The organism is Enterobacter ludwigii (assembly GCA_023023105.1).
GTDB lineage: Bacteria > Pseudomonadota > Gammaproteobacteria > Enterobacterales > Enterobacteriaceae > Enterobacter > Enterobacter adelaidei.
Window position 1 is genome coordinate 3,883,087 of sequence record CP083824.1, and the last position, 24,878, is coordinate 3,907,964.

A 24,878-nucleotide genomic window follows, 5' to 3' on the forward strand; every position below is an offset into this window, starting at 1 on the left:
CTACTCCTTCACCTGTCGAACGGTGTCGATCACGCTGCCATCACGGTAGCGGATCACCCCGACGATCTTGTCGGTAAATTCAATCGGTTTGGGCACGCCCGTCAGGGAAATCGCCCGTTCGTAAAGCGCGTTGATATCCACAACCTTCAGCCCGGCGTCCAGCAGCCGCTCGCGGATCTCCGGGCGCGCCGGGTTGACCGCAATGCCGTGATCGGTAACCAGCACGTCGATGCTTTCGCCCGGCGTGAGGCGCGTGGTGACTCGCTTCACGACCGTCGGAATGCGGCTGCGCAGCAGTGGCGCGACCACAATGGTCAGGTTCGCTGCGGCGGCCACGTCGCAGTGCCCGCCGGAGGCGCCGCGCATCACGCCGTCGGAACCGGTGATAACGTTGACGTTGAAATCAACGTCGATCTCCAGCGCACTGAGGATCACCACGTCGAGCTGGTCGCAGCTTGCCGCCTTACTGCCCGGGTTGGCATAAACGTTGGTGGAGATCTCCACGTGGTTCGGGTTGCGCGCCAGCGATGCTGCTGCCTGGCCGTCAAAGCACTGGGTGTCCAGCAGCTTTTCGATCAGCCCTTTTTCGTGCAGATCCACCAGGCTACCGGTGATGCCGCCGAGCGCAAAACGTGCCTTCACGCCGCTGCGCTCCATCTTCTCTTCCATAAAGCGCGTACAGGCGGTGGCCGCCGCGCCGGAGCCGGTCTGCATCGAGAAGCCTGGTTTGAAGTAGCCGGAGTGCTCAATCACATCGGCCGCATAACGGGCAATCATCAGCTCGCGCGGATTGCTGGTGACGCGCGCCGCGCCGACGCTAATTTTCGCCGGATCGCCCACGCTCTCGACCTGCACAATGTAGTCCACCTGGTCCTGCACCAGACTGGCGGGCATATTGGGGAACGGCACTAGCTCTTCGGTCAGCAGTACTACCTTGCTGGCAAAGTGCGCGTCCACCATGGCGTAGCCAAGCGAGCCGCAGCTCGATTTGCCGTGCGTGCCGTTGGCATTGCCGAACTCATCGCTGCATGGCACGCCAAGAAACGCCACGTCGATGTTCAGCTCGCCGTCCTGCAACAGCTTCACGCGCCCACCGTGGGAGTGAATTTGCACCGGCTCGTCCATCAGGCCGTGAGAGATGGCATCCGCCAGCTTGCCGCGCATTCCGGAAGTATAAATTCGGGTGATCACGCCGCGTTCAATATGTTCAATCAACGCATCGTTGCAGGTCATCAGTGAGCTGGAGGCCAGGGTCAGGTTTTTGAAACCCATCTTCGCCAACAGTGCCACGACGTTATTGATCACCCGGTCGCCTTCGCGAAACGCATGGTGAAACGAAATGGTCATCCCGTCCTGCAAGCCGCTACGTAACACGGCCTCTTCAACAGAAGCACACAGTTTACGGGTATGTTTTTCTTCTGGATTGTTCAGCCACGGCGTCGCGCTGTGGGCGGTATCAAAGGGTTTTAAGTCCCGCAGATGGGGAAAATTCACATGGAGCAGTTCTGTCTGATTCATTATCTCATCCTTAACGACGCACGCCGGAAGCCGCCGCGCGTTCCAGCACCACCTGCGCGTGGTTAATAATCGGTGCATCCACCATTTTGCCATTGAGCGACACCACGCCCAGCCCGTTGCGCTCGCCCTCTTCTGCCGCTTCAATCACCCTTTTGGCGTGATCCACCTCTTCCTGCGTCGGGGCGTAGGCGTTATGCAACAGGTCGATCTGGCGCGGGTTAATCAGCGATTTGCCGTTAAAGCCCATCTTGCGGATCAGATCGACCTCGCGCAGGAACCCGGCCTCGTCGTTAACGTCTGACCACACCACGTCGAAGGCGTCGATGCCTGCCGCACGAGCGGCGTGCAGCACGGCACAGCGGGCGTAGAACAGCTCGGTGCCGTCGCCGCGCTCGGTCTGCATATCCATCACGTAGTCAAAGGCGGCCAGCGCGATACCGATCAAGCGCGGAGAGCTGCGGGCAATTGCCACGGCGTTAATCACACCAATGGCTGACTCTATGGCCGCCATCACACGGGTAGAACCGACCTCGCGCCCGCATTCTTGCTCAATGCGCTCCAGGTGGCCTTCCAGTTCGTAGATGTCATCCGGAGTATCGGTTTTCGGCAGACGGATCACGTCCACGCCAGCCCGCACGGCGGCTTCCAGATCCAGCAAGCCAAACGGCGTGCTCAGCGGGTTAATGCGCACCACGGTTTCGATATCCTGGTACATCGGGTGCTGCAACGCGTGGAACACCAGCATGCGGGCGGTGTCTTTCTCGCGCAGAGCGACGGCGTCTTCAAGGTCAAACATGATGGAGTCAGGACGGTAGATAAACGCGGTTGAGAGCATGGCGGCGTTAGCACCAGGCAGGAACAGCATGCTGCGACGGAGTTTGCTCATTTCAGCGCCCCCCAGTTGATAGCCTGTTCATCCGCAGCACGCAGGAGTGCGCTCTGCAGGCGGGCGCGGATCACGCAGTCCAGCGCCCCTTTATCTTCAATAATGATTAATCCCTGGTGCACGTTCATAGCGCGCAATGTGTCGTTGACCACCTGGCGGATCTGCTCGCCAAACTGCTTAATAACTTCACTGTGGATGACAACCTCCAGCTCGCCGTGAGCGGGAGCGATTTTCACCATCAGGTCGCTGGACTCCTGCGTTCCGGCCAGCGCCTCCCTAACAATTTTCATGATAAATTCCTGGTAATTAAGCGACTTCCGCACTCGCACGGTAATGCGTTTCGAGATGCGCGAAGGTGGAGTCCGGGACAATCTCCCGGATCCGGGAAAACTGCTGTGTCTTGAGTAAGCGGCGTACTTCTGACGCCGAAATAGCGTTACCGGTGGCCTTGATGCGCGGCATCTCCACCACCTCGATATGCGTGGCCAGCAGGTCGTGCAGCGTCTGGTTGTACTGACGGGTGATATCGCAAAATGGCTCCGAGCCAATAAAGCGATGGGTAATCCCCAGCGCCGGGGCGATGAAGTCCCGGAAGATCAGCACGTCGATTTCGCTCCACGCCTGCTGCACTTTGCCGGTCTCCTTCAGGAAATAGGCCGGAAATGTGGCGCGGGAGATGATGTACTGCGAGCCTTCATGCACCACCACGTTCGGCAGATGCGCCACGCCCGCCCGCACCATCTCGATGCGTGCGCTGAAGGGGAAGAACGAGGCGTCTTCGCGCACCACGAACAGATGCAGGGCGTCACACTGCGCTGCCGCCTGCTCCACCAGATGACGATGGCCGAGAGTGAACGGATTGGCGTTCATCACTATCGCGCCAATCTTCTCCCCGCACTTGCGCTTCGCGCGCAGAGATCGGCAGTAGCGCTCAATCCCCTGCGGGGTGTTCTCCATCAGTACGGCGTTGTTGCCGCTCTGCGCAATCGGCCAGAAGCCGCTGCGGGCAAAGCGCTCCCTGTTGCACGGGCGGGTGCAGAGGAAGAGGTGAAAATGGCCGCGCTCCAGCGCCGCATTTTGCACCTCTGCCAGCAGGCGCGCGCTGAGGTTCTCCCCACGAAGCTGCTCGTTTACGGCCACACACTTGATGACGTTTGCGGCGAGTCCGACACAACCCACTAACTGCGTGCCGGACCAGGCTTCGACAAACAGCTCAATGTCGTTGTCCAGGCCAAGGCCGCTGTCTGCCAGCAGGTAACGGATCTGGCTTAAGCGTTCCGGGTGTTTCGCCACGAGGGTGTGGCGAAAATCAATGGGTTGCGATTGCATACTGCCGCCTTACTTAGTGTGCTACCGCAAGCCCGGTGGCTGGCGCTTCCATGATCACATTGCTCAGATGACCGATATGCTCGATCTCCACCTCAATGCGATCGCCCTCTTTCATAAACAGCGGCGGGTTGCGTTTTTTACCCACACCGCCAGGGGAGCCGGTGATGATCACATCGCCTGGGCTGAGGCGGGTAAAGGTGCTGATGTACTCGATCAGCTCCGCGACCTTGTGGATCATGCTGCTGGTATTGTCCTCCTGCACCATACGGCCGTTCAGCCAGGTGCGGATCGCCAGCTGATGCGGGTCCGGGATCTCATCGGCCGTCGCCATCCATGGGCCAAACGCTCCGGTCTGACGCCAGTTTTTCCCGGCGGTGAACCAGGTGTGCTGCCAGTCGCGGGCGGAACCGTCCATGTAGCAGCTGTAACCTGCAACGTGGCGCAGCGCGTCGTCACGGCTGATGTTCTCCCCGCCTTTGCCGATGATCACCGCCAGCTCGCCTTCATAGTCAAATTCGCTGGAATGGCGCGGTTTCAGTACCGGCTCGTTGTGGCCGGTCTGGGAATCCGGGAAGCGTACAAACAGCGTCGGGGCCGGGTTATGCTGGTCAAACTCCTTGCGCTTATCGGCGTAGTTCATGCCCACGCAGAGGATTTTTTCCGGTTGCTCAATTACCGGTAAGAAGGTGATGGCATTCAGAGGTACATCCACGGCATCGTTCAGATAACGGGTGGCCTGCGCCAGCCCGTTGCCCTGCAACAGCGCTTTAAGGTCGCTGTAGCGGTCGCCCAGACGGCGACCTAAATCAATTACACCTTCGGCCTGCACGATGCCGTAGCTGCGTTTTCCCTGGAATAAAAAGCTTGCGAGTTTCATTGTTCTTTCCTGAAAACTTAAACGAGGAAGTTGCCCAGAATCAGCAGTGAGATAGAGACGTTAATCGCGCCGCCGATACGGGTTGCAATCTGGGCGAATGGCATCAGGCTCATACGGTTGCCTGCGGTCAGGATCGCCACGTCGCCGGTACCGCCCTGGCCGCTCTGGCAGCAGGAGACGATGGCGACATCAATCGGATGCATACCAATCTTTTTACCGACGAAGAAACCGGTCGCCACCAGTGCAGAAACAGTGCTGACGATGACTAACAGGTTGCTCACTGTGAACGCGGCCACCAGCTCATGCCACGGGGTGATCGCCACGCCAACGGCGAAGAGAATCGGGTAAGTCACTGAGGTCTGGAAGAATTTGTAGACCACCTGAGAACCTTCCAGCAGACGCGGGGAAGCACCGTTGCACAGCTTCACCAGTACCGCCATAAACAGCATGCCAACCGGTGCGGGCAGACCAATCAGTTTGTGACCGAGCATCCCCAGCATGTAGAGCAGTACCGCCAGCAGCGCGCCAGAAGCAATCGTGGTGACATCCGCTTTACCGGAGAAGGCAGGTTGAGAGACGGAGGTATCCGCATTGGCGCGGTTTGGCATCAGTTGGCCTTCACCGGTCAGGTGTGGGTAGCGTTTACCCAGTTGGTTAAGGCAGCCGGAGATAATGATCGCCGTCAGACCACCGAGCATCACCATCGGCAACACGCGACCGAGCGCCACGCCCTGGTCCATATGCAACAGGGTGGCATAACCGATAGAGAGCGGGATCGCCCCTTCCCCAACGCCGCCCGCCATAATCGGTAGAATGATAAAGAAGAAGATCTGGAATGGCTCAAGACCCAGCGCCAGACCGACCCCCATTCCCACCAGCATGCCGACGATTTCGCCGCACAGCATCGGGAAGAAGATGCGCAGGAAGCCCTGAATCAGTACCGTGCGGTTCATACTCATGATGCTGCCGACAATGATGCAGCAGATGTAGAGATAGAGAATGTTGGTAGATTTGTAGAACTTGGTCGTGGACTCGACCACCACATCCGGCAGCAGGCCGTAATAGACCAGCGCGGAAGGGATAAAGGTGGCGCAAATCGCCGCCGCGCCCAGCTTGCCGACAATCGGCAGGCGTTTGCCAAACTCGCCGCAGGCAAAGCCAAAGAAAGCCAGCGTCGCCACCATTACCACGATATCACTCGGCAGTTTCCCGCCCAGACAATCAATCGCAATCAGCGCACCCGCCAGAACGAACAGCGGCAGAGGAATAATCCCCACTTTCCAGGTATCCATAATATGCCACCAGCGCTCTTTGAGCGAAGGTCGCTGAATTTCAATCGGGTCGTGGGTAACAGAGAAAGAATCGTCAGTTGTGCTCATAATAAGCCCCTTAGTTATTTTGTGTATTCAGCTTAGAGTCACAAAGGCTTACTTTATGTGAGGGATGGCATATTAAAAGCGAAGTTTTAATGGCAGCTATGGTTTTAATGGTTTCTTTTATTTAATGTGATTTACACCTTATTTATTATCGTGGTTTTTATGGTTTCTTTTCCGATTTGAACAAACAAATAACATTTTTTTGCGCGCTCTAAAGCGCATAAGTCTTCCGGATAAATCTTTTATAGCCCCTGCTGTGCAAGGGATCACAAGTTTTCGGCAAAGCGGTCATCCACTCGAGAAAAGATGATATATTGGCTTTCTTTGTTGCTACCTCGCGTGATAGTTATGAAAGTATCTTTCCAGATCAAGCTGTTTATTTCGCTGGTTGCCTTTTTCTCAGTACTTTTTGCGTTACTGGGCGGATATTATTATGTCGACGTCGGTAAACAGCTTTATCAGGAAATGAGTGCGCGAGCCAAAATACAGGCAGAAGAAATTGCGATTATTCCTACATTACGTGATGAAGTTGAACAAAAAGATATCAAAAGCATTCACGACTTTATGCAGAAAATAGCTTCACACAGTGACGCCAGCTTTATTGTGATTGGAGATAATAAGGGACAGCACCTTTTTCATTCCGTTTTTGCTGACAGAGTTGGTACTACGCTGGTTGGCGGAGACAACGAAGCCGTTTTGCAGGGAAAAAGTACCACCACCATCCGTAAAGGAGGGTTGGGCATTTCGTTACGCAGTAAAGCCCCCATTTTCAACGATGCCGGGCAGGTAGTGGGCATTGTTTCGGTAGGCTATCTCACCAGCTACCTTGAGACCGTTACCGTCAGTAAAGTCGTCAATATCCTGATTGCCGCCGTGCTGTTGCTGATAGCCCTCTTCATCTTCTCCTGGTTCTTTACCCGCAGCATTAAGAAGCAGATTTTCTCCCTCGAACCGCGAGAGATCGGCCTGCTGGTGCGCCAGCAAAAGGCGATGATGGAGTCTATTTATGAAGGGGTGATTGCCATTGACGATCGGCGGCGCATTGAAGTGATCAACCAGGCAGCGCGCAAACTGCTGGGTCTGAGCCAGCCGGCCCGCGAGCTGCGCGGACAGCTGATAAGCCAGGTGATCGATCCGGTCCCGTTCTTCGACACCCAGACGATGCTGGCGAAAGATACCCACGACGAGATTTGCCGTTTTAACGATCTCACGGTGATTGCCAGCCGGGTGCACATCATGCTTGAGGGGTCGCTGCAGGGTTGGGTGATCACGTTCCGCGATCGCAATGAAATAGACTCGCTTAGCGCCCAGCTCAGCCAGGTAAAACGCTATGTAGATAACCTGCGCATTATGCGCCACGAGCAGTTAAACCGGATGACGACCTTGTCCGGCCTGCTGCATATGGGACGCTATGAAGAGGCGATTGGCTACATTCAGGCGCAGTCTGAACACGCCCAGGAGTTGCTGGACTTTATCTCCTCTCGCTTCAGCTCTCCAACTCTGTGCGGTCTGCTGCTGGGGAAAGCCGCCCGCGCGCGGGAGAAAGGTGTCGAACTGAGTTTCGACCCGGCCTGTCGACTGGACAGACAGTTCCTGCCCCTTGGGGAGCAAGAGCTGATTTCAATTATTGGTAACCTGCTGGATAACGCCATTGAAGCGACGCAGCGGTCGCCACTGCCCCACGCGCCGGTGGAGGTACTGATTAAGCTCAGCGAACAGGAGCTGATTATTGAAGTGGCGGACCAGGGCGTGGGCATTCAACCGGAGATCCGTGACAGGATATTTGAACGCGGTATCACCACCAAAACGCGCGGCGATCATGGGATTGGCCTGTATCTGATCGAAAGCTATGTTACGCAGGCTGGCGGCGCGATAGAAGTTGCCGATAATACCCCGCGCGGCGCCATTTTCTCCTTGTTTATCCCGGCCACGGGAACCGCCCGGCAACTGGAAAACACCGACTATGCGACATGAACTTATCGACGTACTGATTGTGGAAGACGAGAACGAGCTGGCGCAGCTGCACGCGGAGCTGATAGGCAAGCATCCGCGTCTGAGGCTGGTGGGCATTGCCTCGTCGCTGGCTGCAGCCCAGGCAGAGCTTGAAAGCAAACAGCCGCAGCTCGTGCTGCTGGATAACTATCTGCCTGATGGCAAAGGTATCTCGCTTATCAATAACCCCATGCTCGCCCGTGCCAACTGCTCGGTGATTTTCATCACCGCCGCCAGCGATATGGACACCTGCAGCCAGGCGATTCGTAATGGCGCGTTCGACTACATCCTCAAACCCGTCTCCTGGAAGCGGCTCAGCCAGTCGCTGGAGCGGTTTGTCCAATTCGCCGAGCAACAGCGCGTCTGGAAGATTGTCGACCAGCAAAACGTGGATTCGCTGTATCAGCTACAGGCGAAAAACTACCGCCAGGACAACGGCAGCAAAGGCATTGAGGAAAATACGCTGGCGCGGGTGCAGGCGCTGTTTAACGATCAGGCCACACACTGTTTTTCAGTCGATGAGGTGGTACAGGAAACCGGGTTAAGTAAAACTACTACCCGGCGCTATCTGGAGCACTGTGTGGAAGCGGGGTTTCTGACGGTGGAGATGCTGTACGGCAAGATTGGGCATCCGAGGAGGATGTACAGGCGTAGTGCGGTTTGATGAAATGTGCCCTCTCCCACAGGGAGAGGGCAACAGCCTGCACTATCTCAACACATACCCATACAGCCGCTTGATCCCATCGGCATCCTTCTCGCTGTACACACCCTGAAGTTCCGGCGAGAAGCCCGGCAGCAGGTTAATGCCCTCCTCCAGCGCCAGGAAGTAACGCTGTACCGCCCCGCCCCAGATTTCACCCGGTACCACGCACAGTACGCCTGGCGGGTATGGCAGCGCCCCTTCGGCAGCAATGCGTCCTTCTGCATCTCGTATGCGCACCAGCTCTACGTTACCGCGAATATACGCCTGGTTGGCATCCTGCGGATTCATCACCACCTCCGGCAGGCTCTCCTTGCGGAACATCGCCTTCTGCAAATCCTTCACGTCGAAGCTGACGTAGAGATCGTGCATCTCCTGACACAGCTGTCGGAGCGTATAATCCCGATAGCGCACCGGGTATTTCTGGAAGATCGTCGGCAGCACGTCAGCCAGCGGCGTATCGTCTTCGATATGCTGTTCAAACTGCCCCAGCATCGCCACCAGCTGCGCCAGCTTCTCGCTGCTTTCGGCGGGCGTCAGCAGGAACAGGATCGAGTTGAGATCGCATTTCTCCGGCACGATACCGTTTTCACGCAGGTAGTGTGCCAGAATCGTCGCCGGGATCCCGAAATCCGTGTACTCCCCCGTTTCGGCATCAATGCCCGGCGTGGTCAGCAGCAGCTTGCACGGGTCGACAAAGTACTGCTCGCTGGCATACCCCTCAAACCCGTGCCATTTGGCACCCGGCTCAAAGCTGAAGAAGCGCAGCTCACTGGCGATGGCATGCGTCGGATGATCCTGCCACGGCCGCCCCGCCACCACTGGTGGGATAAACGGTTTGATCATATGACAGTTGGCAATGATTGCCTTGCGCGCTTCAATACCCAGCTCGACGCACTCCGCCCACAGCCTGCGTCCGCTTTCCCCTTCGTGGATCTTGGCATTCACATCCAGCGCTGCGAACAGCGGATAAAATGGACTGGTGGAGGCATGCAGCATAAACGCATTGTTCAGCCGCTTGTGCGGACAGAAACGTGCCTGGCCGCGGATATGGTTATCCTTTTTATGGATCTGAGAGGTTTGCGAGAACCCGGCCTGCTGTTTATGCACCGACTGGGTCACGAAAATGCCCGGATCGTTCTCGTTCAGCTCCAGTAACAGCGGGGATGATTCCGCCATCATCGGAATAAATTGCTCGTAGCCCACCCAGGCCGAGTCAAAAAGGATGTAGTCACACAGATGACCGATCTTGTCGATCACCTGACGGGCGTTGTAGATCGTCCCATCGTAGGTGCCAAGCTGAATGATCGCCAGGCGGAATGGACGCGCCTCGTCGGCTTTCTCCGGAGCCGCCTCGCGGATCAGGTCCCGCAAATAAGCGTCATTAAAGCAGTGCTCGTCAATCCCGCCAATAAAACCAAACGGGTTACGTGCAGCCTCCAGATAAACCGGCGTGGCCCCCGCCTGGATCAGCGCCCCGTGGTGGTTAGATTTATGGTTGTTGCGATCAAAAAGCACCAGGTCGCCGCGGGTCAACAGCGCGTTGGTCACGACCTTGTTGGCCGCCGACGTACCGTTCAGCACAAAGTAGGTTTTATCCGCGTTGAACACTTTTGCCGCGAACTTTTGCGCGTGCTTAGCGGACCCTTCGTGGATCAAAAGATCGCCCAGTTTCACATCAGCATTGCACATATCGGCGCGGAACACGTTCTCCCCGAAGAAATCATAGAACTGCCGCCCTGCTGGGTGTTTTTTGAAAAATGCACCGTGCTGGTGTCCCGGGCAGGCAAAGGTGCTGTTGCCCATTTCCACATACTGGCTCAGGGTGTCGAAAAAGGGTGGCAACAGATTCTCTTCGTAACGGCTGGCTGCAGTTTCGAGTTCCAGAAACTCCTGAGCTTTTCCCGAGATAACCGCGGCCGCGCCATCCAGCACTTCCATTGGCTCTTGCGAGAAAATGAACACCGGTAACTGAAAGCCCGTACGTTTCAACAACGCAAGAATGCCGCTGCGACTGTCAGCCGTCGAAATAACGACTGCCGCCACATCGGTGAAATCAGTATTGTCCAGCGTCACCTTTTCACGGTGCGTAGACACAGAAGAGAGCAGCTCGCGGCTGACGGCGATTTTCATGGTTTTCATAAGCGCAGTTACCCTCACCGAGTGGTGAGACAGGGAGGAGAAAATTCGCGCAATAATGTCACCTTTTATTTTCAGGTGCAAGAAGGAATCATTATGCATTAAACCACCCAAAGCCAAGCGTAATGCAGCACTAACATGTCATAATCATGCAATACCAATGATTAAGTAACAGGAGTTAAGCGTGGTTATCGGGCCATTTATCAATGCGGGAGCCGTATTGCTGGGCGGTGTTCTCGGCGCAGTGTTGAGTCAGCGGTTGCCGGAGCGTATTCGCTCATCTATGCCTTCTATATTCGGTCTGGCGTCGTCAGGGATTGGCATTCTGCTGGTGATCAAATGCGCCAACCTGCCGGTGATGGTGCTGGCGACCCTGCTCGGCGCGCTGATTGGCGAATTCTGCTATCTGGAAAAAGGCATTAACAGTGCGGTGAGTAGAGCCAAAAACCTGATTTCCCGACCAGGCGGCAAAGCGAAACACGGCACGCACGAGTCGTTTATTCAGAACTATGTAGCAATCATTATTCTGTTTTGCGCCAGCGGTACGGGGATTTTTGGTTCGATGCAGGAAGGGATGACTGGCGACCCGAGCATATTGATTGCGAAAGCGTTTCTCGATTTCTTCACCGCCACCATTTTCGCCACTACCCTTGGCGTCGCCGTTGCGGTGATTTGCGTCCCGATGCTGATAATCCAGCTGGCGCTCGCCACCTGCGCCACATTGATTCTCCCGCTGACAACGCCGGCGATGATGGCCGATTTCACTGCCGTTGGCGGACTGCTCCTGCTGGCAACCGGGTTGCGCATCTGCGGAATTAAGATGTTTGCCGTGGTGAATATGCTGCCTGCACTATTGATCGCCATGCCGCTCTCTGCGCTCTGGACGCACCTTTTCGCTTAAGTTTGCGGCGAAATGGTGAGAGATTGCGCAGTCTGTAACGAAAACAACAAATTTCGTTGACGACCGGGGGCAGATCGGGTTTAATGCGCCCCGTTGCCCGGATAGCTCAGTCGGTAGAGCAGGGGATTGAAAATCCCCGTGTCCTTGGTTCGATTCCGAGTCCGGGCACCAAATTCAGTATTAACGGACGTCGAAAGACGTCCGTTTTTCGTTTTAAGCCCCATCATCGCTTTCATTATCGTCGCAACCACCAGAATCATTTCATCCCGAGTTACCCGATCTTTTTCTGCAGTGCTTTCCACTTTGCTAATCATGTCTTCGACAATTCTACTTCTCCTGCAGTGCCTCCTTTCTGTTTGCCAAACCGAAGCTGTCATCACCTTTTTAAGGCGTTACAGGGGGAGATTTTTGCTCCGCAAATAACTGAGTCACCCCGTTCAAATGACGCTGAATTTGCTGTTGCGTAACCAGTGCGGCATCGCCCTGCTGGCCCTGCATCACACGTAGTTGCTCCTCCAGAGGGATCGTCTGGCTAAAGCTGTTCATCATCTGGTAGACGCTGGATTTCAGTTCGCTGACGGTGATGTATTTGCCTTTCTGTCCGTCCAGCGTATTGAGCCTGTCGGCCAACACCTGAAGTTGCTGCATGCCTTCATGCCAGCCAGTTAATGCGCTTGCAGAGAGTTTGTTTTCGGCCTGTCGTTGTTGCCACTTCTGCTGTAGTTCAGCGACTTCGGGTTTCTGGGGCCACAGCACTTTTGCCTGTGCCAGCAACCCATTGCCATACTGATATATCCAGTCAGGAGGAAGTGCGGCCAGACTGTCCAGCTGCAATGATGCATTTTTCAGCCAGCCTGTAGGGTCAAGTTTGTCTTTATCAGATTGCTGAAGTGTCTGCACTTGAGCACTGCTCAGCGCCTGAGGAAGAGGAGCCACCGAAGCTGCAAGCGCATCCGTAGCCTCATCTACCCTGGATATATAGTGCCAGCCAGTGAGTGCAATAGAACTCAACACCAATGCGGAACAGACCCCCGCCAGAAACACCGGCCAGCGCTTCGGCTGCGGTGTTGCCGCATGCACGACCTGCACATTCAACTCTGGCTCAGGACGAATAACGTACACCAGGCGGCTGGCAGAAGAGGGTTTTTCCAGGGCCGATTCCGCGACCAGCGCCTGTGGTGGCAGCGTCACCGCCTGCAGTCCACTGTCTTGTGCCGAGCTGTTTTCAAGACGTGTCAACGCACCTTGTATCTGCTGCATCAGCGGCGCAGTCAGGCAGACATGTTTCAGCTCCTGACGCACCAAAATATCATTGATGGATCGTAGCAGCCCTTCTGTCTGCACTAGCGCAGACAAATCACCATGATCGAGTGAAAATGTGCGAAAAAGCTTCTGCAAGCGCTGCAAAAGCCCGTTGAGGATTTCTGCGCGAGCATGAATCGGTTGCGGCCAGAACTGCGCCCATTGATGGCTCAGCAGGGCATTCAGGATAGCCAGCCCTTCATTCAGGCCATTGATACGGGCCAGGTGGCTACGTGCAAGCGTATACCACGCACCGGTTTGTAACTCGACGCCATTTAGCTCAAATAATGAGAGCGATAGCGCCTCCACCTGCGACCAGTTCACGTCGGGACGTGCCGGATGGGTGAGTTTGGCCATCTCATCGCGCAGCGCAATAAAATCAGGTAGCTGACGTGGGTCACTGCCGGTTTTCACCGGGCGAGGTTGAACATCGTGCATAGTGGTTCCATCCCTGAGGATAAGCAGAAAGCGAGGTTTACTCTGGTAGCAGTACGCTAATCATGTCGAAAAATGCATTTTCACTGAATACCGTTCGGGGAGCCGCCGGGCGGCCAAATGTACTGAATGACCAGTTCGCATCCTCTCCCGAACGCATAAACAGGCGGTATAACGGCGTAATGCGACCGTCACTGCATAGCGTCACTTCGATCCCCCCCGTCACACCCTGCCCGTACAAAAACACAGGGGTAAATTTCACCAATCGGTTTCCATAACGCAAAGCAATAGCGGGGACGGTGAAGGAATGGTTGCCCGCAAAGGCGTCGAGAACCGACACCGGCATCGCTTCAATGCTGATGCCCATCCCGCTGAGCCAGCTTTCCATTGTTTCCTGAAGCTGGTTCATTCGCTCACAAAACTCGGCAATATCGGCCTGACTTTTGCTGTCAAAAACGCGGCTGCGGGGCTGCTCCTGCAGTTTTTTCATAAATCGTGCTTTGGCTGACATACTTTCCCTGTGGTTTTCGTCAGATAAATGAGCCCTGTATATGGGATTTGGTATCGAGATAATTCTGCTGTTTGAGGTGGCGAATCAGCACTCGCCCTTCCGGCATAAACTCCGTGCCGTAGCGGACAAGGCCGATGCCTTTTAGCTCGGCATCAATGGCGTAACGCAATTCGCCGGGGATTTCCTGGTCAAGCAGAATGACATTGATACTTTTCAGGCGCGGTTCGTATTTGAGTAGCACCCCGGAGAAGATCTGCAGCAACTGGTGTGCGGTACCCGGCATCCCCTGCAGAATTTTGGTCAAATCAGGCAGACCATAGTCTGGCAGATGCGCCAGCGTGCCGGTACGACAGTTGAGGATCCGCTGCATGTTATCGAGCACGGACAAAATCACCTGATTTTGCTCGCTGACCTGATGGAGGTCGAGGCCTCCGGTGAAGTTGCCGGTCAGCATTTCATACAATGAAGGTGTGTTGTGTCCCTGGGGCATCAGTCGTCCTTGAGAGGTTGCAGCGTCAGATGATTGTTACCGGCTTCCAGAATGCGCGGCTTATCCGGGTCAAGTTCTTCACGCCCCATCACCAGCTTCCAGGTGTTGTTGACCATGTCCGGGTGACGGAACAGACCCACCACCGCCACAAACTGTGCATCGGCCTCCATCGGCATATTCAGGTTAGCATCACCGCCCGGCTTAACCACCACATCACGACTCGCCAGCAGGTCAGCTTTCAGAATGGTCTCCCCGTCTTTCAGCAACTGCTGGTAGATCGTTTTGTCGAAGGTTTTGCGGTCTTTCAACTGGTAGATACGGACCACCACCGGCTCAGACAGCGAGTTACTCTCGCGGGAATCGGTGTTCAGCGCTTCACGGGCGGTGAAATCGAGGTGCAACACCTTAATCTTTTTGTAGAACACGGCGTTAAATGCTGATTTGGTGCCATCGGTAACGCTCTGCGTCACCCCGCAGCCTGCCAGGCTGAATGCCAGCAGGGGTAACAGCCAGCGCGCTTTTTTAGTTAAACTTGTACGTAACACGTCGGTTTCCTTGTTGTGGTTTCGCAGGCTCCAGCCCGGTGTAGTAACCCAGTTCGGTCGTAAAGGTCTGAGGGATATCATCCGGGAGATCATCCCCCTCCACACCCAGTACGCCGTTCATGCCCAACCAGAAAGGACCATTGCCGAGCGGTGGAGCGGCCAGCAGTCGGGTCCGGGTAGTCAGGGTGATTTTTGCCTTAAAGCGCCAGCCCAGATACACCCGCAGCATCACCAGAAAGTCCTGATACAGCAGACTGTCCGGCTTCCACCCCTGCGCTTCATGTTCGTTATCCGTCTTGAGTGCAATCAGCAGTTGGCTGCTGGCATCCATTGCTTCGTCACCGAGCGGCGTATTGCCGTCCAGCAGAAAATCATCATCGTCATAAAAGCCCAGAGGCCGACTGACCTCGACCGGACGCAGACAGTAAGGACTAACCCTGACGGAGGTCTCCGGGGCCAGCAGGGTCACCAGCGCCTGCATCCCCTCCTGGGTTTTTCCCGGCTGGCGCAGCACACCCAGCAGCGCCAGAAAACGGGATACCGGGGTGGCAATCTGTTCTGCGGTGCCCGGAATGCCCAGCCCCACCAAACCCAGCAACGACTGCGAAATGCTGTCAGTCCCGCCAGGCTCGAATGTGGCCGGGTAGGAATATTTTCGCCATATGCGATAAAACTGCGTCAGGATGCGGTGGCTGAAGATATCCAGAAAGCCCTGTAGCGCCTCATGCCCTTCCCGACGCTGGGCGATGTCGTCGAGATAGGCGGTTGGCAGCGGCGAATCCACGCCGTACATCCCCATAAACGTGGCGCGGATGAGCGGTGGTTTACTGTCATCCTCTTCGTCATACTCAACGGATTTGAGTTCGCTCGCCGGAAAGCCCATTCCGGGATGGGGTGCAAATCGCACCGGGTCATCACCAGGATGGCTGGTTGAGCCCATCAGCGGCCGGTCCGGATTCAGTTTCTCCAGCAGTTGGCAGAAACGGTAAAAGTTTATCCGGTTAAGATCAGCCTCCAGCCTCGGAGTCAGCCGGGAATACGGCGGTTGTGCTTCTCTTCCCATTCCAGGCGCTCTCCAGTCGGTTGCAGGATAATAATCAGGCGGTTAAACAGATAGATATCGGTATATAGCGCGAAGAAGCGGCTCAGCATCTCGCCAAACAGGCAGATGTCGCCGCGTCCGGCAAAGCCGTGGCTGTCCAGCGTCACTTCAATCTGCACGCCGCGCACCAGGTATCCCTGCTCGAAGCGCTCGGTTTCACTGTGTTTCACATCAATGATGGCTTCCAGACGACGGCGGTTCATCTCGCTGTCGGTCCACTCGTACAGCGCCAGGGTTCCGCGTAACACTTCCGCGTTGTCCATCATCGACAGGAAGCCGCTGCCAAGATGACTCAGCACGCGCCAGTGAAAACGATCCTGTGCCGGGGGATAACAGGGTAACGTCGGCGCACACAGGTTACGGACGGCAATACTGGTCGAGGTGGTTTTCATTAGCGTATCAAGCACAGTGCTCTGCAGCGCACGGCGAGGTAGCTGTCCGTTGGTGCCCGTGAGCGTCAGCGACAGGCTTTCATCCTCCGGCACCGTGTGGTTAGTGGCGATGTAAGCGCTTGCTGACTTGTGCGAGCTTCATCTCAATGATGGTGCGCATAGCCGCTTCCGCCAGCGGGCGGTAAATCACGGTCTGAAAGCGGGCAAGCAGCGCCGGCTGGAAGTGGTCTCGCAGTATCGGACGCAGCAGTTCGTGGAGATCGCCTTCGGTGGCCTCCGGCTGTTCGTCGAGCAACTGCATCAGGTGGTAGCTGCCAAGATTCGAGGTCATCAGAATGACGGTGTTACGGAAGTCGATTTCTCGGCCTTCGCCATCACGCATAAAACCGCGATCGAACACCTGGTAGAACAGGTTCATGACGTCTCGGTGCGCCTTTTCCACTTCATCGAGCAGTACCACGCTGTAAGGGCGCTTACGCACCGCTTCAGTGAGAATCCCGCCCTGTCCGTAACCGACGTAACCCGGAGGCGAGCCCTTCAACTGGGAAACAGTGTGCGGCTCCTGGTACTCGGACAGGTTGATGGTAATCAGCGATTTTTCACCGCCGTACATCACGTCTGCCAGTGCAAGCGCGGTTTCAGTCTTACCGACGCCACTCGGGCCAACCAGCAGGAACACGCCCTGCGGACCGTTCTCGGACGTAAGCCCGGTTTTCGCCGCACGCAAGCGCTGGGCGATGGCGGTCAGCGCCACATCCTGCCCAACTACGCGCTTGCCGATTTCGTTTTCCAGAGTTAACAGCTCAGTTTGCTCGTCCTTCATCAGCGAGGAGAGTGGTACGCCCGTCCAGTCTGCAATCACGGTGGCAACGGTGCGTACGTCCACATCAACGGAGAGCAGCGGGTTGCTGCGCTGCATTTGATTGAGTTCCTGTTGCAGCGCGTGGGTCTCGCTCTGGCGGGAGATGTCCTGGCGGCATTCCAGCAGTTGTTCGGTGAGTTTCAACTCCTGACCGTACTGGGTTTCCAGTTCGTCGAGCCCGACGATAAGGTCGTTCTCTTCCTGCTCGATGGCGGTCAGGCGTTCACCGTGGCACTGATTGCCGACCGCAATATCTTCCAGCAGCGCCTGCTTCTCCATTTCAAGAGAGGTAATCTGCGCGCGAATGCGGGTCAGTTGTTCCGGCATAGTGTCGAGGCTCATACGCACGCGCGCAGCGGCGGTGTCCAGCAGATCAACTGCTTTGTCCGGCAACTGGCGGCCGGTCAGGTAGCGACGGGAGAGCGTGACCGCGGCACGGACCGCATCGTCTGTGATATGCACGTTGTGATGTTCGGCGTAGCGAGATTTCAGGCCGCGCAACATCAGGCAAGCAGTGTCATCGTCCGGCTCGTCTACCAATGTCTTTGATGGCCGCGACATCTTCCATGGTATCTTTCAGGAAGAATTTCGGACCTGCAGAGCCGATAAACGGCATATGCGCGGCAGCTGAGACTTTCGAGATGTTACGCAACAGGGCAACGTCCTGTGCAGACGCGTCAAATTCGTATGCGGAAATCAGCGCAGCAATAGGCTCTCCACCCGGCGTGTCATACTCATCAATGTATGTCTGTTTATATAATCCGCTCTGGATAATTTCCGGGCTGTCTTCGAAGTCCTGACGCAGATCTTCTTTAGACATATCAAGCAGTTCGACTTTCACGTTCTGGCGGAAATCGGTTTTGTCGACAAGGGATTTAACGCCGCGCCACAGACTTTCTACCGCCTGAAAGTCTTCATGGTGCATGACAGCGTCAAGCTGACGGCTAATCTGGTAGTCCAGCTCTGCGATATGATGGTCAATCAGGTTTTTGTCGAGTTTTTCAACTTTTGATCCCGATTTTGTCAGGCACTCCAGAAACACCTGCATTCCCGCCGTTAAACGCTCATCCGCAGTCGCATCCGACATCGCCTGCGCGTCCTGCCAGATATCCAGTGCACTCAGTTCAGACACCGGGTTCAGATTGATTTTCTCAAACAGAGACGCGTAAACCCCACCAGCTGCAGGACGTTCAAGCACCACACTCTCGCCACCAGCGGCATTCTCATTTTTTACAGACATCAACATCTTCCTTATTAATCCGTTTAAACAACGTGACCGTTATGGCTGTTTCGGAGCCAGAGCTGACAGCTCAGTTCTGAGTTCTGCGCTTAATTCCGGGTCGAGGAGAATTTTTTCCAGCTCCTTTCGGAATGCCTGGTTATCCAGCAGGTTTGCTTTTAAATCACGCAGCAAATTACGCATGGACAGCATCGCCTTCAGCTGTGGAATTTGTCGTGAGACCTGTTCCGGTGTGAAATCCTTCATGCTCTGGAATGTCAGACTGATATTGTCTTCACTGCCATCACCGGCAAGCGTGTTTTTCACGGTCAGATTTACTTTTGGGGAATATTCGGAAAGCACAGAGTCAAAGTTATTTTTGTTGAGATTAACTTTTTTACGCTCGGATAATGACGCGGACTCCTGGCCATGACTGAAATCGCCAGCTACCAGTAATTTCAGAGGAAGCTCCGTTTTCTTGCTCGCGCCACCGGTATGCAGATCCAGTTTTAGATTAATACGTGCCTTAGGAATTTCGGATTGATAGGAAGAGTTAGACATAGCTGTCCCTGTTCTATGGAGTTATAAATACGATCAATACCAGCGAGAATTTAATAAGAATGGCAAACCCAGCCAGAACATCTTCCTGGTTCACATAATCCGACGAGAATCAAAATCCCGGAGTTAAAAGCGAGCGCATTCTATTCACCAGCATGTCGACACTGTATTTTGGGTATTTCTCTGAAATAAAAAATTTCGGATAAGACCCACTAGCGGTGAGTGTAGGAACGTTCCCTACGGGACTGGAAATGAAAATATGTAACAGAAAGTTACAGATTAAAATTTAACAAAAAAAAGATCATCATTCTGATTTATAAGAATTTTCTTTAAGACATCCATGTAAACCCCATGGGATAAGGCTGCTTAGTAAGCGCTCAATTTAACTTAGGGATGAAATCGAGCAAAATCTCACCTAACTCGTGAAATATCTGATTTTGTACTTTTTTAAAAAAATGAGAGATTGGAAGGGAATGAGCATGTTTAAAATAGCATGCACACCCAGCATGGCGTGCAACATTAATTCATTTACAAGATCATTTAACACACACGAAATTATTCACAAAAAATATATATCAGTAGTCCACTACAGAAGAGTATCGAAAAAAATATAAGATAATTACCGCTGTGAGCAATGCAATCACGCTCCGGCGATGCGTTTGAATTCACCTTACTCTGACCCACCGCCATCCAATAGCCATTGTCGCCGCCACAATCGTCACTCCCGCCGCCACATGCAGCAGAAAATCCAATGGATGTACCTCCACCGGATGGCAAAATGACAGTAACGTCAGCGCCATACAGGACACCCCCGCTCCAGCGATAGCTAGCGTGCGCAACGGATACAACGTCCGCGTTCTGCGTAAATACGCGATCACAATCGCGACCATTGGTGTGCTGACCGCCATCATAAACAGATAGCAATTCACCTCGTCGGGATGATGGGCCTGAATATGCGTCCGTCCGAGGCTTAACACCACGCCCCCCAGCCAGAGTGCAATCAACGGTGCGAACCCTTTCCAGCCCAACAGCTTACGCCCGGCAATACTCAGCAGAAACGCATTGCGAATGGCCAGTGTCCCCATGACAAATGCCAGAATAAGCTGAAACGCCGCCAGTATTGCGCCGGATTGCGTCCAGTCCGTTGCCACACGCTGAAATACCAGACTGCTTAACCAGCCACACGGCAGTGCCATCAGCAGCCACGCGACAACGCGTCGGTTGCTTGCCCAGGGCCGACGTATCGGACTGGCATCCTGACTGAGTTTTGCAATTAAAAGATTATGATCGGCCATGGTTCGCTCCCATCCGGCGAAGGTTGGTTAGTGCTCTGTGTAGTAACGATTTCACGGCAGCAATGCTTAAATTATGACGAGCAGCAGCCTCCGCAAGACTCATTTCCTGTAGATGGATATGCTCCACAATCTGGCGCTGACGCGAAGGAAGCTGGTCTAATATCATCGCCAACTCTTCTTCCCTTTCTTCATCTTCCGGGGTGTTGTCAGAGACCTCCTCTGCAATCTGCCCATCATCCGTTTCACGTAGCCAGTGATGGCCACGCCTGCGTAATGCGTCAACGGTTCTGGCCCGGGCGATAGCCATCAACCAGGGCAAAAAAGGACAGACAGGATCGTAGGTATGCCGCACCCGGTGAACCGTTAACAGGACGTCCTGAATAACGTCGTCCACCAGCACGCTGTCGGAAATCTGCTTGCGAACAATCGCCCGGATCACCGGGACGATAGCCCGCAACAACTGTGTATAAGCCTCGCGTTCGCCCGCCTGAGCGCGAGCCATTAGCGCGGGCCAGGCTTCACGCGGCGCTAAACCGCTATCCATTTTTCGCCATGGCAGTTACCTCATGCTTTTTTACCGGATGCCTGATTCAGGGCGTTAACGACAATTGAGGGCGTCAGAACCTGAGGAAGCACTTTCGGTGCGCTACCATCTGCAGGGTAAACCACGTAGAGAGGTAACCCACCCTGCCCGAAGGTGTTCATCGCATCATCAATATCGGCGTTAAACCTGGTGGAATCCGCCACCATATAGACCGTTCCCGTTTCGGCCAGGGCCTGTTTCACCGCCGCGGTTGAGAGTGACGTTCGCTCGTTCACCTGGCAGGTGATACACCACGACGCCGTAAAATCCACAAAAATGGCTTTGCCATGCCCGCGCATCTTTTCTACCGTCTGCGGTGACCACGTTACCCGCGTGATGTTTTCTGCGCTCAGCACTTCCGGCTGAGAGGACTGGGTGTGCATCACACCCGGTAGCGGGCCGATAGCCGCAATCAACAGCACCGCGGTGACCGCCAACAGCACTTTATAGGGCTGACCGGTATAGCGTCTGCGCTGTGCCATACCGTACAACCACGCCGCAAAGCTCACCACCACCGCACTCGCAAGCAGAGCCGCCAACGCCGTCGTACCTGCCTGCTGTGTAAGTACCCACACCAGCCAGGCAAAGGCACCGAGCATTGGGAATGCCAGACCATGCTTAAGGATATCCATCCAGGCACCTGGTCGGGGCAAGCGTTCGGCAATAGCCGGAAAGAGTGAGATCAGAGTAAACGGTGCCGCGAACCCGAGTGCCAGCGCGAGAAAAATACCCAGCGAAACGGCCGGAGTCTGCACCAGCGCATACCCTACCGCCCCGGCCATAAAGGGCGCTGAGCACGGTGTCGCGACCACAATCGCCAGCGCACCGGTTAATGCTGAGCGGGTAAACGCGCCGCGCCCGACCGAGATTTCCCCTGCTCGTTGAAGCGATAGCCCCACCTCAAACACACCGAGCAGGTTCAGTGACGCCCCCAGAATAACCAGCGCCAGTGCAGCAATGACCAGCGGAGACTGAAGCTGGAACCCCCAGCCAACAGCCATTCCACCCGCCCGCAGCGCCAGCAGTACGCCTGCTAAGACCAGCATGGTAAAAATCACACCCAGCAGAAACCCAATCCCTTCGGTGCGCGCGCTCCGGGTATCGCCTTGATGACGTAAAATCCCTAACGCCTTAAGGGAAATGACCGGGAACACGCAGGGCATAAAGTTGAGAATAATGCCGCCCACAAAGGCGGCCAGCATGGCTGTTAACATAGCAAACCCCGACGGCTAAATTACGAGTGCGAATTTGCGTATTTTTTCACGGCATCCATGGTTTTCTGGATGTGCTCGTCAGGGTTACGATCGGTATAACTCAGCAGGATTTTGCCATCCGGCGCGATAACGAATGAGGTACGGTCAGACACCGTTTTACCGTTCATCTGCATCAACGTCTGGTATTCGGCTGCCACTTTCGCGCCAGGGTCAGCCGCAACGGCAAATTTATCGCGACACTCCAGCTTCGAGAATTCATCCACCTGATCGACATTCCCGGCAGTTACCCCCACCACGGTTGCGCCCAGTTTCCTGAAGTCATCCGTCGCTTCAGCGAAAGCATGAGCCTCAAGGGTGCAGCCTTTGGTAAATGCCGCCGGGAAGAAATAGAGCACCACCGGGCCTTTCTGCAGCGCCTGCTGAAGAGAGAAGGTGAGCGGTTTGCCGCCAAGCGCCCCCTGCAAACTGAAATCCGGCGCTTTCGCACCGGCTTCAAGGGCAGCATGGGCACGAAGGGTGAAAAGGGAAAGACTCAGAACGGCGGCGGCTAACAAGGTATTCAAACGTATCATGGGCGGCTCCATCAGAGAAAAAGGTGCTGTATGAATAATAGTTCGCACGCTAACGCCTGAAGGTTTCGCTCACGGATAAAAAAAATCCGCAAGGGTCGCTTGCGGATCTTTGCTTACGCTCTGCGGAGGCTATTCATCTTTCACCACAATCAATGGCTCAATATCGCTCTCTTTCTTCACCACCAGCGAGTCGTCGCCGCGCAGGCAGGTTCCGCCGTAGTTACCGCCCACGGTAAAGGTACAGACCTGAATGTGCTTGCCATCAACGTTTGGCAGGCACCACAGCTGCTGGTAGATGTTTTTGCGGTCGACAAACTTGCCGCTGGATTTATCAAGCAGCTCATCCTCAGGGCTGATCAGATCGATATTGCTGCCGCAGCGTCCGGCAATCGGTTTAACGGCATAGCCGGTCTGTTTCAGCAGGTCGTTAACCTCAAAATCGGTATCAAGCAGGTAACGATGATTCGGGAACAGCTGCCAGAGTACCGGGAGGATTGCCTTGTTGCCGGGAATAACCGTCCACAGCGGTTCAAACACCAGAACTTCCGGGCGCAGCAGGACGTCAATCAGGCGCACTTCGCCTTCAGGATGTCCGGTGCGGATCGGCACGGCGGCATACTCGGTTTCGCTCACCTCGCGGATCTGTTCGATCGCGGTTTCCCACGCCCAGGTCTTCCACACGCAATTCACGTGACGGCCTTCGTCGTCAATCAGCTGTCCGGCAGCATCCCAGCTCAGTGCGCCGAGCCCATGCAGAATTTTGGTTTCAAACCCGGCCTGCAGCAGAGAACGCTGAATAAACAGCGCGTGATAATCCTCCTCGACATCGTTGTCCTGCATGATGTGCACAAACGGACGCGCGTGGCTGTGTTTCCACGCCCCGGTTAGCTCTTCCAGCAGCCCTTCCGCCGGGTTATGTCCGTTGCCGCGATAGCCGTTTTTCACCCACTCTTCGAGAATTAGTCCGCCCTCGGTGTGGCAGGACGCGGAATCAGCGTTGTACTCGTAGACCTTAATGCCCCGCTCATCCATGCAGAAATCCATACGACCGGTAATCATATGGTGACGGCGCCACTGCCAGGAGAGGCGCAGACGTGGCCAGAGAATTTTAGGGATGTCGAAAAGTGCCAGTAAGTTGTCGTCTTTCAACACTTTGTCGGTCGCATGCAGGTACATCAGGTGCAGTTCGTTAGTCGCTTTGATCAGCTCCTGCTCGGCGCTTTCGGTAATGGTGAAGTACTGGCAGGGATCTTTATTGATAAAGTGGCCGTTCGCGCGGACATATGCCTGCTGCAACGCGTCGTTTTCGTTAAGCCATTTACCGTCGAACTGACGTTTGTTTTTCAACCGCGCGCCGCTGATTTTCAACAGCGCACCGTCGATTTCCGGCTGGGGAATGCTGTGTTCCGTGCCGTCCGTCTGGATCATCCAGCCGAGAATTTCAGTGTCGTTGAAGGTGTCATGAATGGTGTAGCACCCGTTCTCGACGCTCAAACGCAGTTCGCGCGTCCACTGCTGCCCAAGCGGCAATGGTGAGTGAATGACGTTCTGCTCCGCGATACGGACCTTATCGTCCAGGAGCTGGGTGATCACCGCTACGTGGCCGGTCTCATGAAACTCCCCACCCTTTTGCCAGATAAGCAGCGCTCCGGCTCGCGGCGCGCGTTTCGAACCGTTGGAAAAGGCCTGTAACGGCAGAATGTTATCGTTCACTACCTGGCGCAAAAAGCGCAGGGAGAAGATCTCCCACGCCATGCCGACATCGGTAAAAACGAAACCATAGTTGAGGAACAGGAAACGGCGGGCAAACTCAACACATTGCCACTTGTGGCCCATGTATTCATTGCCGATGTAGCTGCGAAAATCCGCATCTTCCGGGTACTTACGCGGATCGAGACTGCCGTAATTTGAAGAGTAAATCGCCACGCCACCCGGCGCATAGCCTAATAACGTCCCGAATGGCGCGTCACTGCTTAACTTTCCTTTACGCATGTATCCAACCTAAAACAGGCAGGCGGCAATTTTTTGAAAGGGTTGTCGTCGTCTGCACGTTGTAATTAACCTGACAGAGGTGGATTTA

General features: G+C 55.1%; 21 protein-coding genes, 1 tRNA gene and 3 pseudogenes. 4 read left to right on the forward strand and 21 right to left on the reverse strand.

Features of this window, described 5'->3' with window-relative positions; translation table 11 throughout:
* From citF to LCD46_18770, 6 genes are read right to left on the reverse strand one after another with little or no spacing between them, the layout of a single operon-like run.
* Nucleotides 1-1,518: a citrate lyase subunit alpha gene (gene citF / locus LCD46_18745; protein UOY70067.1), complete on the reverse strand. Its 1,518-nt coding sequence runs from the start codon at nucleotides 1,516-1,518 to the stop codon at nucleotides 1-3.
* A 10-nt stretch (nucleotides 1,519-1,528) separates the two neighbouring features.
* Nucleotides 1,529-2,404, reverse strand: coding sequence for a citrate (pro-3S)-lyase subunit beta (gene citE / locus LCD46_18750; protein UOY70068.1), 876 nt, complete (start codon nucleotides 2,402-2,404; stop codon nucleotides 1,529-1,531).
* The gene (gene citD, locus LCD46_18755) at nucleotides 2,401-2,694 is read right to left on the reverse strand and encodes a citrate lyase acyl carrier protein (protein ID UOY70069.1); all 294 of its coding nucleotides are present in this window, start codon (nucleotides 2,692-2,694) and stop codon (nucleotides 2,401-2,403) included. Before citD ends, citE begins: the two co-directional genes overlap by 4 nt.
* A 16-nt stretch (nucleotides 2,695-2,710) precedes the next feature.
* Complete coding sequence (gene citC / locus LCD46_18760; GenBank protein UOY70070.1) at nucleotides 2,711-3,733, reverse strand: [citrate (pro-3S)-lyase] ligase; 1,023 nt, start codon at nucleotides 3,731-3,733, stop codon at nucleotides 2,711-2,713.
* Nucleotides 3,734-3,746: 13 nt separating this feature from the next.
* Entirely contained in the window at nucleotides 3,747-4,610 is an 864-nt protein-coding gene (locus LCD46_18765) for a fumarylacetoacetate hydrolase family protein (protein UOY70071.1), read from the reverse strand.
* 17 nt (nucleotides 4,611-4,627) lie between these two features.
* The gene (locus LCD46_18770) at nucleotides 4,628-5,989 is read right to left on the reverse strand and encodes a 2-hydroxycarboxylate transporter family protein (protein UOY70072.1); all 1,362 of its coding nucleotides are present in this window, start codon (nucleotides 5,987-5,989) and stop codon (nucleotides 4,628-4,630) included.
* A gap of 345 nt (nucleotides 5,990-6,334) precedes the next feature.
* Here LCD46_18770 and LCD46_18775 point away from each other — a divergent pair, with 345 nt between their 5' ends.
* Together LCD46_18775 and LCD46_18780 are read left to right on the forward strand one after the other, a co-directional pair.
* Nucleotides 6,335-7,960 carry a sensor histidine kinase gene (locus LCD46_18775; GenBank protein ID UOY70073.1) on the forward strand — a complete coding sequence of 542 codons (1,626 nt, stop codon included), beginning with the start codon at nucleotides 6,335-6,337 and terminating at the stop codon, nucleotides 7,958-7,960.
* Nucleotides 7,950-8,642, forward strand: coding sequence for a response regulator (locus LCD46_18780; GenBank protein UOY70074.1), 693 nt, complete (start codon nucleotides 7,950-7,952; stop codon nucleotides 8,640-8,642). Before LCD46_18775 ends, LCD46_18780 begins: the two co-directional genes overlap by 11 nt.
* A gap of 42 nt (nucleotides 8,643-8,684) precedes the next feature.
* Here the strand turns inward: LCD46_18780 and LCD46_18785 are convergent, their stop codons facing one another.
* A complete protein-coding gene (locus LCD46_18785) occupies nucleotides 8,685-10,820 on the reverse strand; it encodes an ornithine decarboxylase (GenBank protein ID UOY70075.1) in 2,136 nt (711 codons plus the stop codon).
* 181 nt (nucleotides 10,821-11,001) lie between these two features.
* On the opposite strand from LCD46_18785, the gene LCD46_18790 reads away from it, so the two are divergent.
* Both LCD46_18790 and LCD46_18795 read left to right on the forward strand, forming a co-directional pair.
* Complete coding sequence (locus tag LCD46_18790; GenBank protein ID UOY70076.1) at nucleotides 11,002-11,718, forward strand: DUF554 domain-containing protein; 717 nt, start codon at nucleotides 11,002-11,004, stop codon at nucleotides 11,716-11,718.
* 95 nt (nucleotides 11,719-11,813) lie between these two features.
* A tRNA-Phe gene (locus tag LCD46_18795) sits at nucleotides 11,814-11,889 on the forward strand.
* A gap of 213 nt (nucleotides 11,890-12,102) precedes the next feature.
* Here the strand turns inward: LCD46_18795 and LCD46_18800 are convergent.
* From LCD46_18800 to gss, 14 genes and pseudogenes are all read right to left on the reverse strand, one after another.
* Entirely contained in the window at nucleotides 12,103-13,458 is a 1,356-nt protein-coding gene (locus LCD46_18800) for a type VI secretion system ImpA family N-terminal domain-containing protein (GenBank protein UOY70077.1), read from the reverse strand.
* A gap of 37 nt (nucleotides 13,459-13,495) precedes the next feature.
* Nucleotides 13,496-13,945, reverse strand: coding sequence for a hypothetical protein (locus tag LCD46_18805; protein UOY70078.1), 450 nt, complete (start codon nucleotides 13,943-13,945; stop codon nucleotides 13,496-13,498).
* Nucleotides 13,946-13,985: 40 nt separating this feature from the next.
* Nucleotides 13,986-14,456, reverse strand: coding sequence for a type VI secretion system baseplate subunit TssE (gene tssE / locus LCD46_18810; protein UOY70079.1), 471 nt, complete (start codon nucleotides 14,454-14,456; stop codon nucleotides 13,986-13,988).
* Nucleotides 14,456-15,001, reverse strand: coding sequence for a type VI secretion system lipoprotein TssJ (tssJ, locus tag LCD46_18815; GenBank protein UOY70080.1), 546 nt, complete (start codon nucleotides 14,999-15,001; stop codon nucleotides 14,456-14,458). The genes tssE and tssJ overlap by 1 nt, the downstream gene beginning before the upstream one ends.
* Complete coding sequence (gene tssG, locus LCD46_18820) at nucleotides 14,979-16,064, reverse strand: type VI secretion system baseplate subunit TssG (GenBank protein ID UOY70081.1); 1,086 nt, start codon at nucleotides 16,062-16,064, stop codon at nucleotides 14,979-14,981. The genes tssJ and tssG overlap by 23 nt, the downstream gene beginning before the upstream one ends.
* Nucleotides 16,028-16,597, reverse strand: a pseudogene (locus LCD46_18825) (type VI secretion system baseplate subunit TssF). Before LCD46_18825 ends, tssG begins: the two are co-directional and overlap by 37 nt.
* 1 nt (nucleotide 16,598) lies before the next feature.
* A pseudogene (locus tag LCD46_18830) lies at nucleotides 16,599-17,894 on the reverse strand (AAA family ATPase).
* A pseudogene (locus LCD46_18835) lies at nucleotides 17,893-18,603 on the reverse strand (type VI secretion system contractile sheath large subunit). The pseudogenes LCD46_18830 and LCD46_18835 overlap by 2 nt, the downstream one beginning before the upstream one ends.
* Nucleotides 18,604-18,636: 33 nt before the next feature.
* Entirely contained in the window at nucleotides 18,637-19,137 is a 501-nt protein-coding gene (gene tssB / locus LCD46_18840) for a type VI secretion system contractile sheath small subunit (protein ID UOY70082.1), read from the reverse strand.
* A 662-nt stretch (nucleotides 19,138-19,799) separates the two neighbouring features.
* A complete protein-coding gene (locus LCD46_18845; protein ID UOY70083.1) occupies nucleotides 19,800-20,429 on the reverse strand; it encodes an NrsF family protein in 630 nt (209 codons plus the stop codon).
* The gene (locus tag LCD46_18850) at nucleotides 20,416-20,973 is read right to left on the reverse strand and encodes a sigma-70 family RNA polymerase sigma factor (protein UOY70084.1); all 558 of its coding nucleotides are present in this window, start codon (nucleotides 20,971-20,973) and stop codon (nucleotides 20,416-20,418) included. Before LCD46_18850 ends, LCD46_18845 begins: the two co-directional genes overlap by 14 nt.
* Nucleotides 20,974-20,993: 20 nt before the next feature.
* Nucleotides 20,994-22,226 carry a thioredoxin family protein gene (locus LCD46_18855; GenBank protein UOY70085.1) on the reverse strand — a complete coding sequence of 411 codons (1,233 nt, stop codon included), beginning with the start codon at nucleotides 22,224-22,226 and terminating at the stop codon, nucleotides 20,994-20,996.
* Nucleotides 22,227-22,246: 20 nt separating this feature from the next.
* Nucleotides 22,247-22,798, reverse strand: coding sequence for a peroxiredoxin (locus LCD46_18860; protein ID UOY70086.1), 552 nt, complete (start codon nucleotides 22,796-22,798; stop codon nucleotides 22,247-22,249).
* 129 nt (nucleotides 22,799-22,927) lie between these two features.
* Complete coding sequence (gss, locus tag LCD46_18865) at nucleotides 22,928-24,790, reverse strand: bifunctional glutathionylspermidine amidase/synthase (protein UOY70087.1); 1,863 nt, start codon at nucleotides 24,788-24,790, stop codon at nucleotides 22,928-22,930.
* Between the last annotated feature and the right edge of the window lie 88 nt (nucleotides 24,791-24,878).

Bases quoted from the DNA above. Each gene is read 5' to 3' on its own strand.
- tssE (UOY70079.1), bottom strand. From the start codon at position 14,456: ATGCCCCAGGGACACAACACACCTTCATTGTATGAAATGCTGACCGGC.
- LCD46_18855 (UOY70085.1), bottom strand. From the start codon at position 22,226: ATGTTAACAGCCATGCTGGCCGCCTTTGTGGGCGGCATTATTCTCAAC.
- tssB (UOY70082.1), bottom strand. From the start codon at position 19,137: ATGTCTAACTCTTCCTATCAATCCGAAATTCCTAAGGCACGTATTAAT.
- LCD46_18785 (UOY70075.1), bottom strand. From the start codon at position 10,820: ATGAAAACCATGAAAATCGCCGTCAGCCGCGAGCTGCTCTCTTCTGTG.
- LCD46_18775 (UOY70073.1), top strand. From the start codon at position 6,335: ATGAAAGTATCTTTCCAGATCAAGCTGTTTATTTCGCTGGTTGCCTTT.
- LCD46_18860 (UOY70086.1), bottom strand. From the start codon at position 22,798: ATGATACGTTTGAATACCTTGTTAGCCGCCGCCGTTCTGAGTCTTTCC.
- citC (UOY70070.1), bottom strand. From the start codon at position 3,733: ATGCAATCGCAACCCATTGATTTTCGCCACACCCTCGTGGCGAAACAC.
- citD (UOY70069.1), bottom strand. From the start codon at position 2,694: ATGAAAATTGTTAGGGAGGCGCTGGCCGGAACGCAGGAGTCCAGCGAC.
- tssG (UOY70081.1), bottom strand. From the start codon at position 16,064: ATGGGAAGAGAAGCACAACCGCCGTATTCCCGGCTGACTCCGAGGCTG.
- LCD46_18850 (UOY70084.1), bottom strand. From the start codon at position 20,973: ATGGATAGCGGTTTAGCGCCGCGTGAAGCCTGGCCCGCGCTAATGGCT.
- LCD46_18845 (UOY70083.1), bottom strand. From the start codon at position 20,429: ATGGCCGATCATAATCTTTTAATTGCAAAACTCAGTCAGGATGCCAGT.
- citE (UOY70068.1), bottom strand. From the start codon at position 2,404: ATGAGCAAACTCCGTCGCAGCATGCTGTTCCTGCCTGGTGCTAACGCC.
- LCD46_18800 (UOY70077.1), bottom strand. From the start codon at position 13,458: ATGCACGATGTTCAACCTCGCCCGGTGAAAACCGGCAGTGACCCACGT.
- citF (UOY70067.1), bottom strand. From the start codon at position 1,518: ATGAATCAGACAGAACTGCTCCATGTGAATTTTCCCCATCTGCGGGAC.
- LCD46_18765 (UOY70071.1), bottom strand. From the start codon at position 4,610: ATGAAACTCGCAAGCTTTTTATTCCAGGGAAAACGCAGCTACGGCATC.
- LCD46_18770 (UOY70072.1), bottom strand. From the start codon at position 5,989: ATGAGCACAACTGACGATTCTTTCTCTGTTACCCACGACCCGATTGAA.
- LCD46_18780 (UOY70074.1), top strand. From the start codon at position 7,950: ATGCGACATGAACTTATCGACGTACTGATTGTGGAAGACGAGAACGAG.
- LCD46_18805 (UOY70078.1), bottom strand. From the start codon at position 13,945: ATGAAAAAACTGCAGGAGCAGCCCCGCAGCCGCGTTTTTGACAGCAAA.
- gss (UOY70087.1), bottom strand. From the start codon at position 24,790: ATGCGTAAAGGAAAGTTAAGCAGTGACGCGCCATTCGGGACGTTATTA.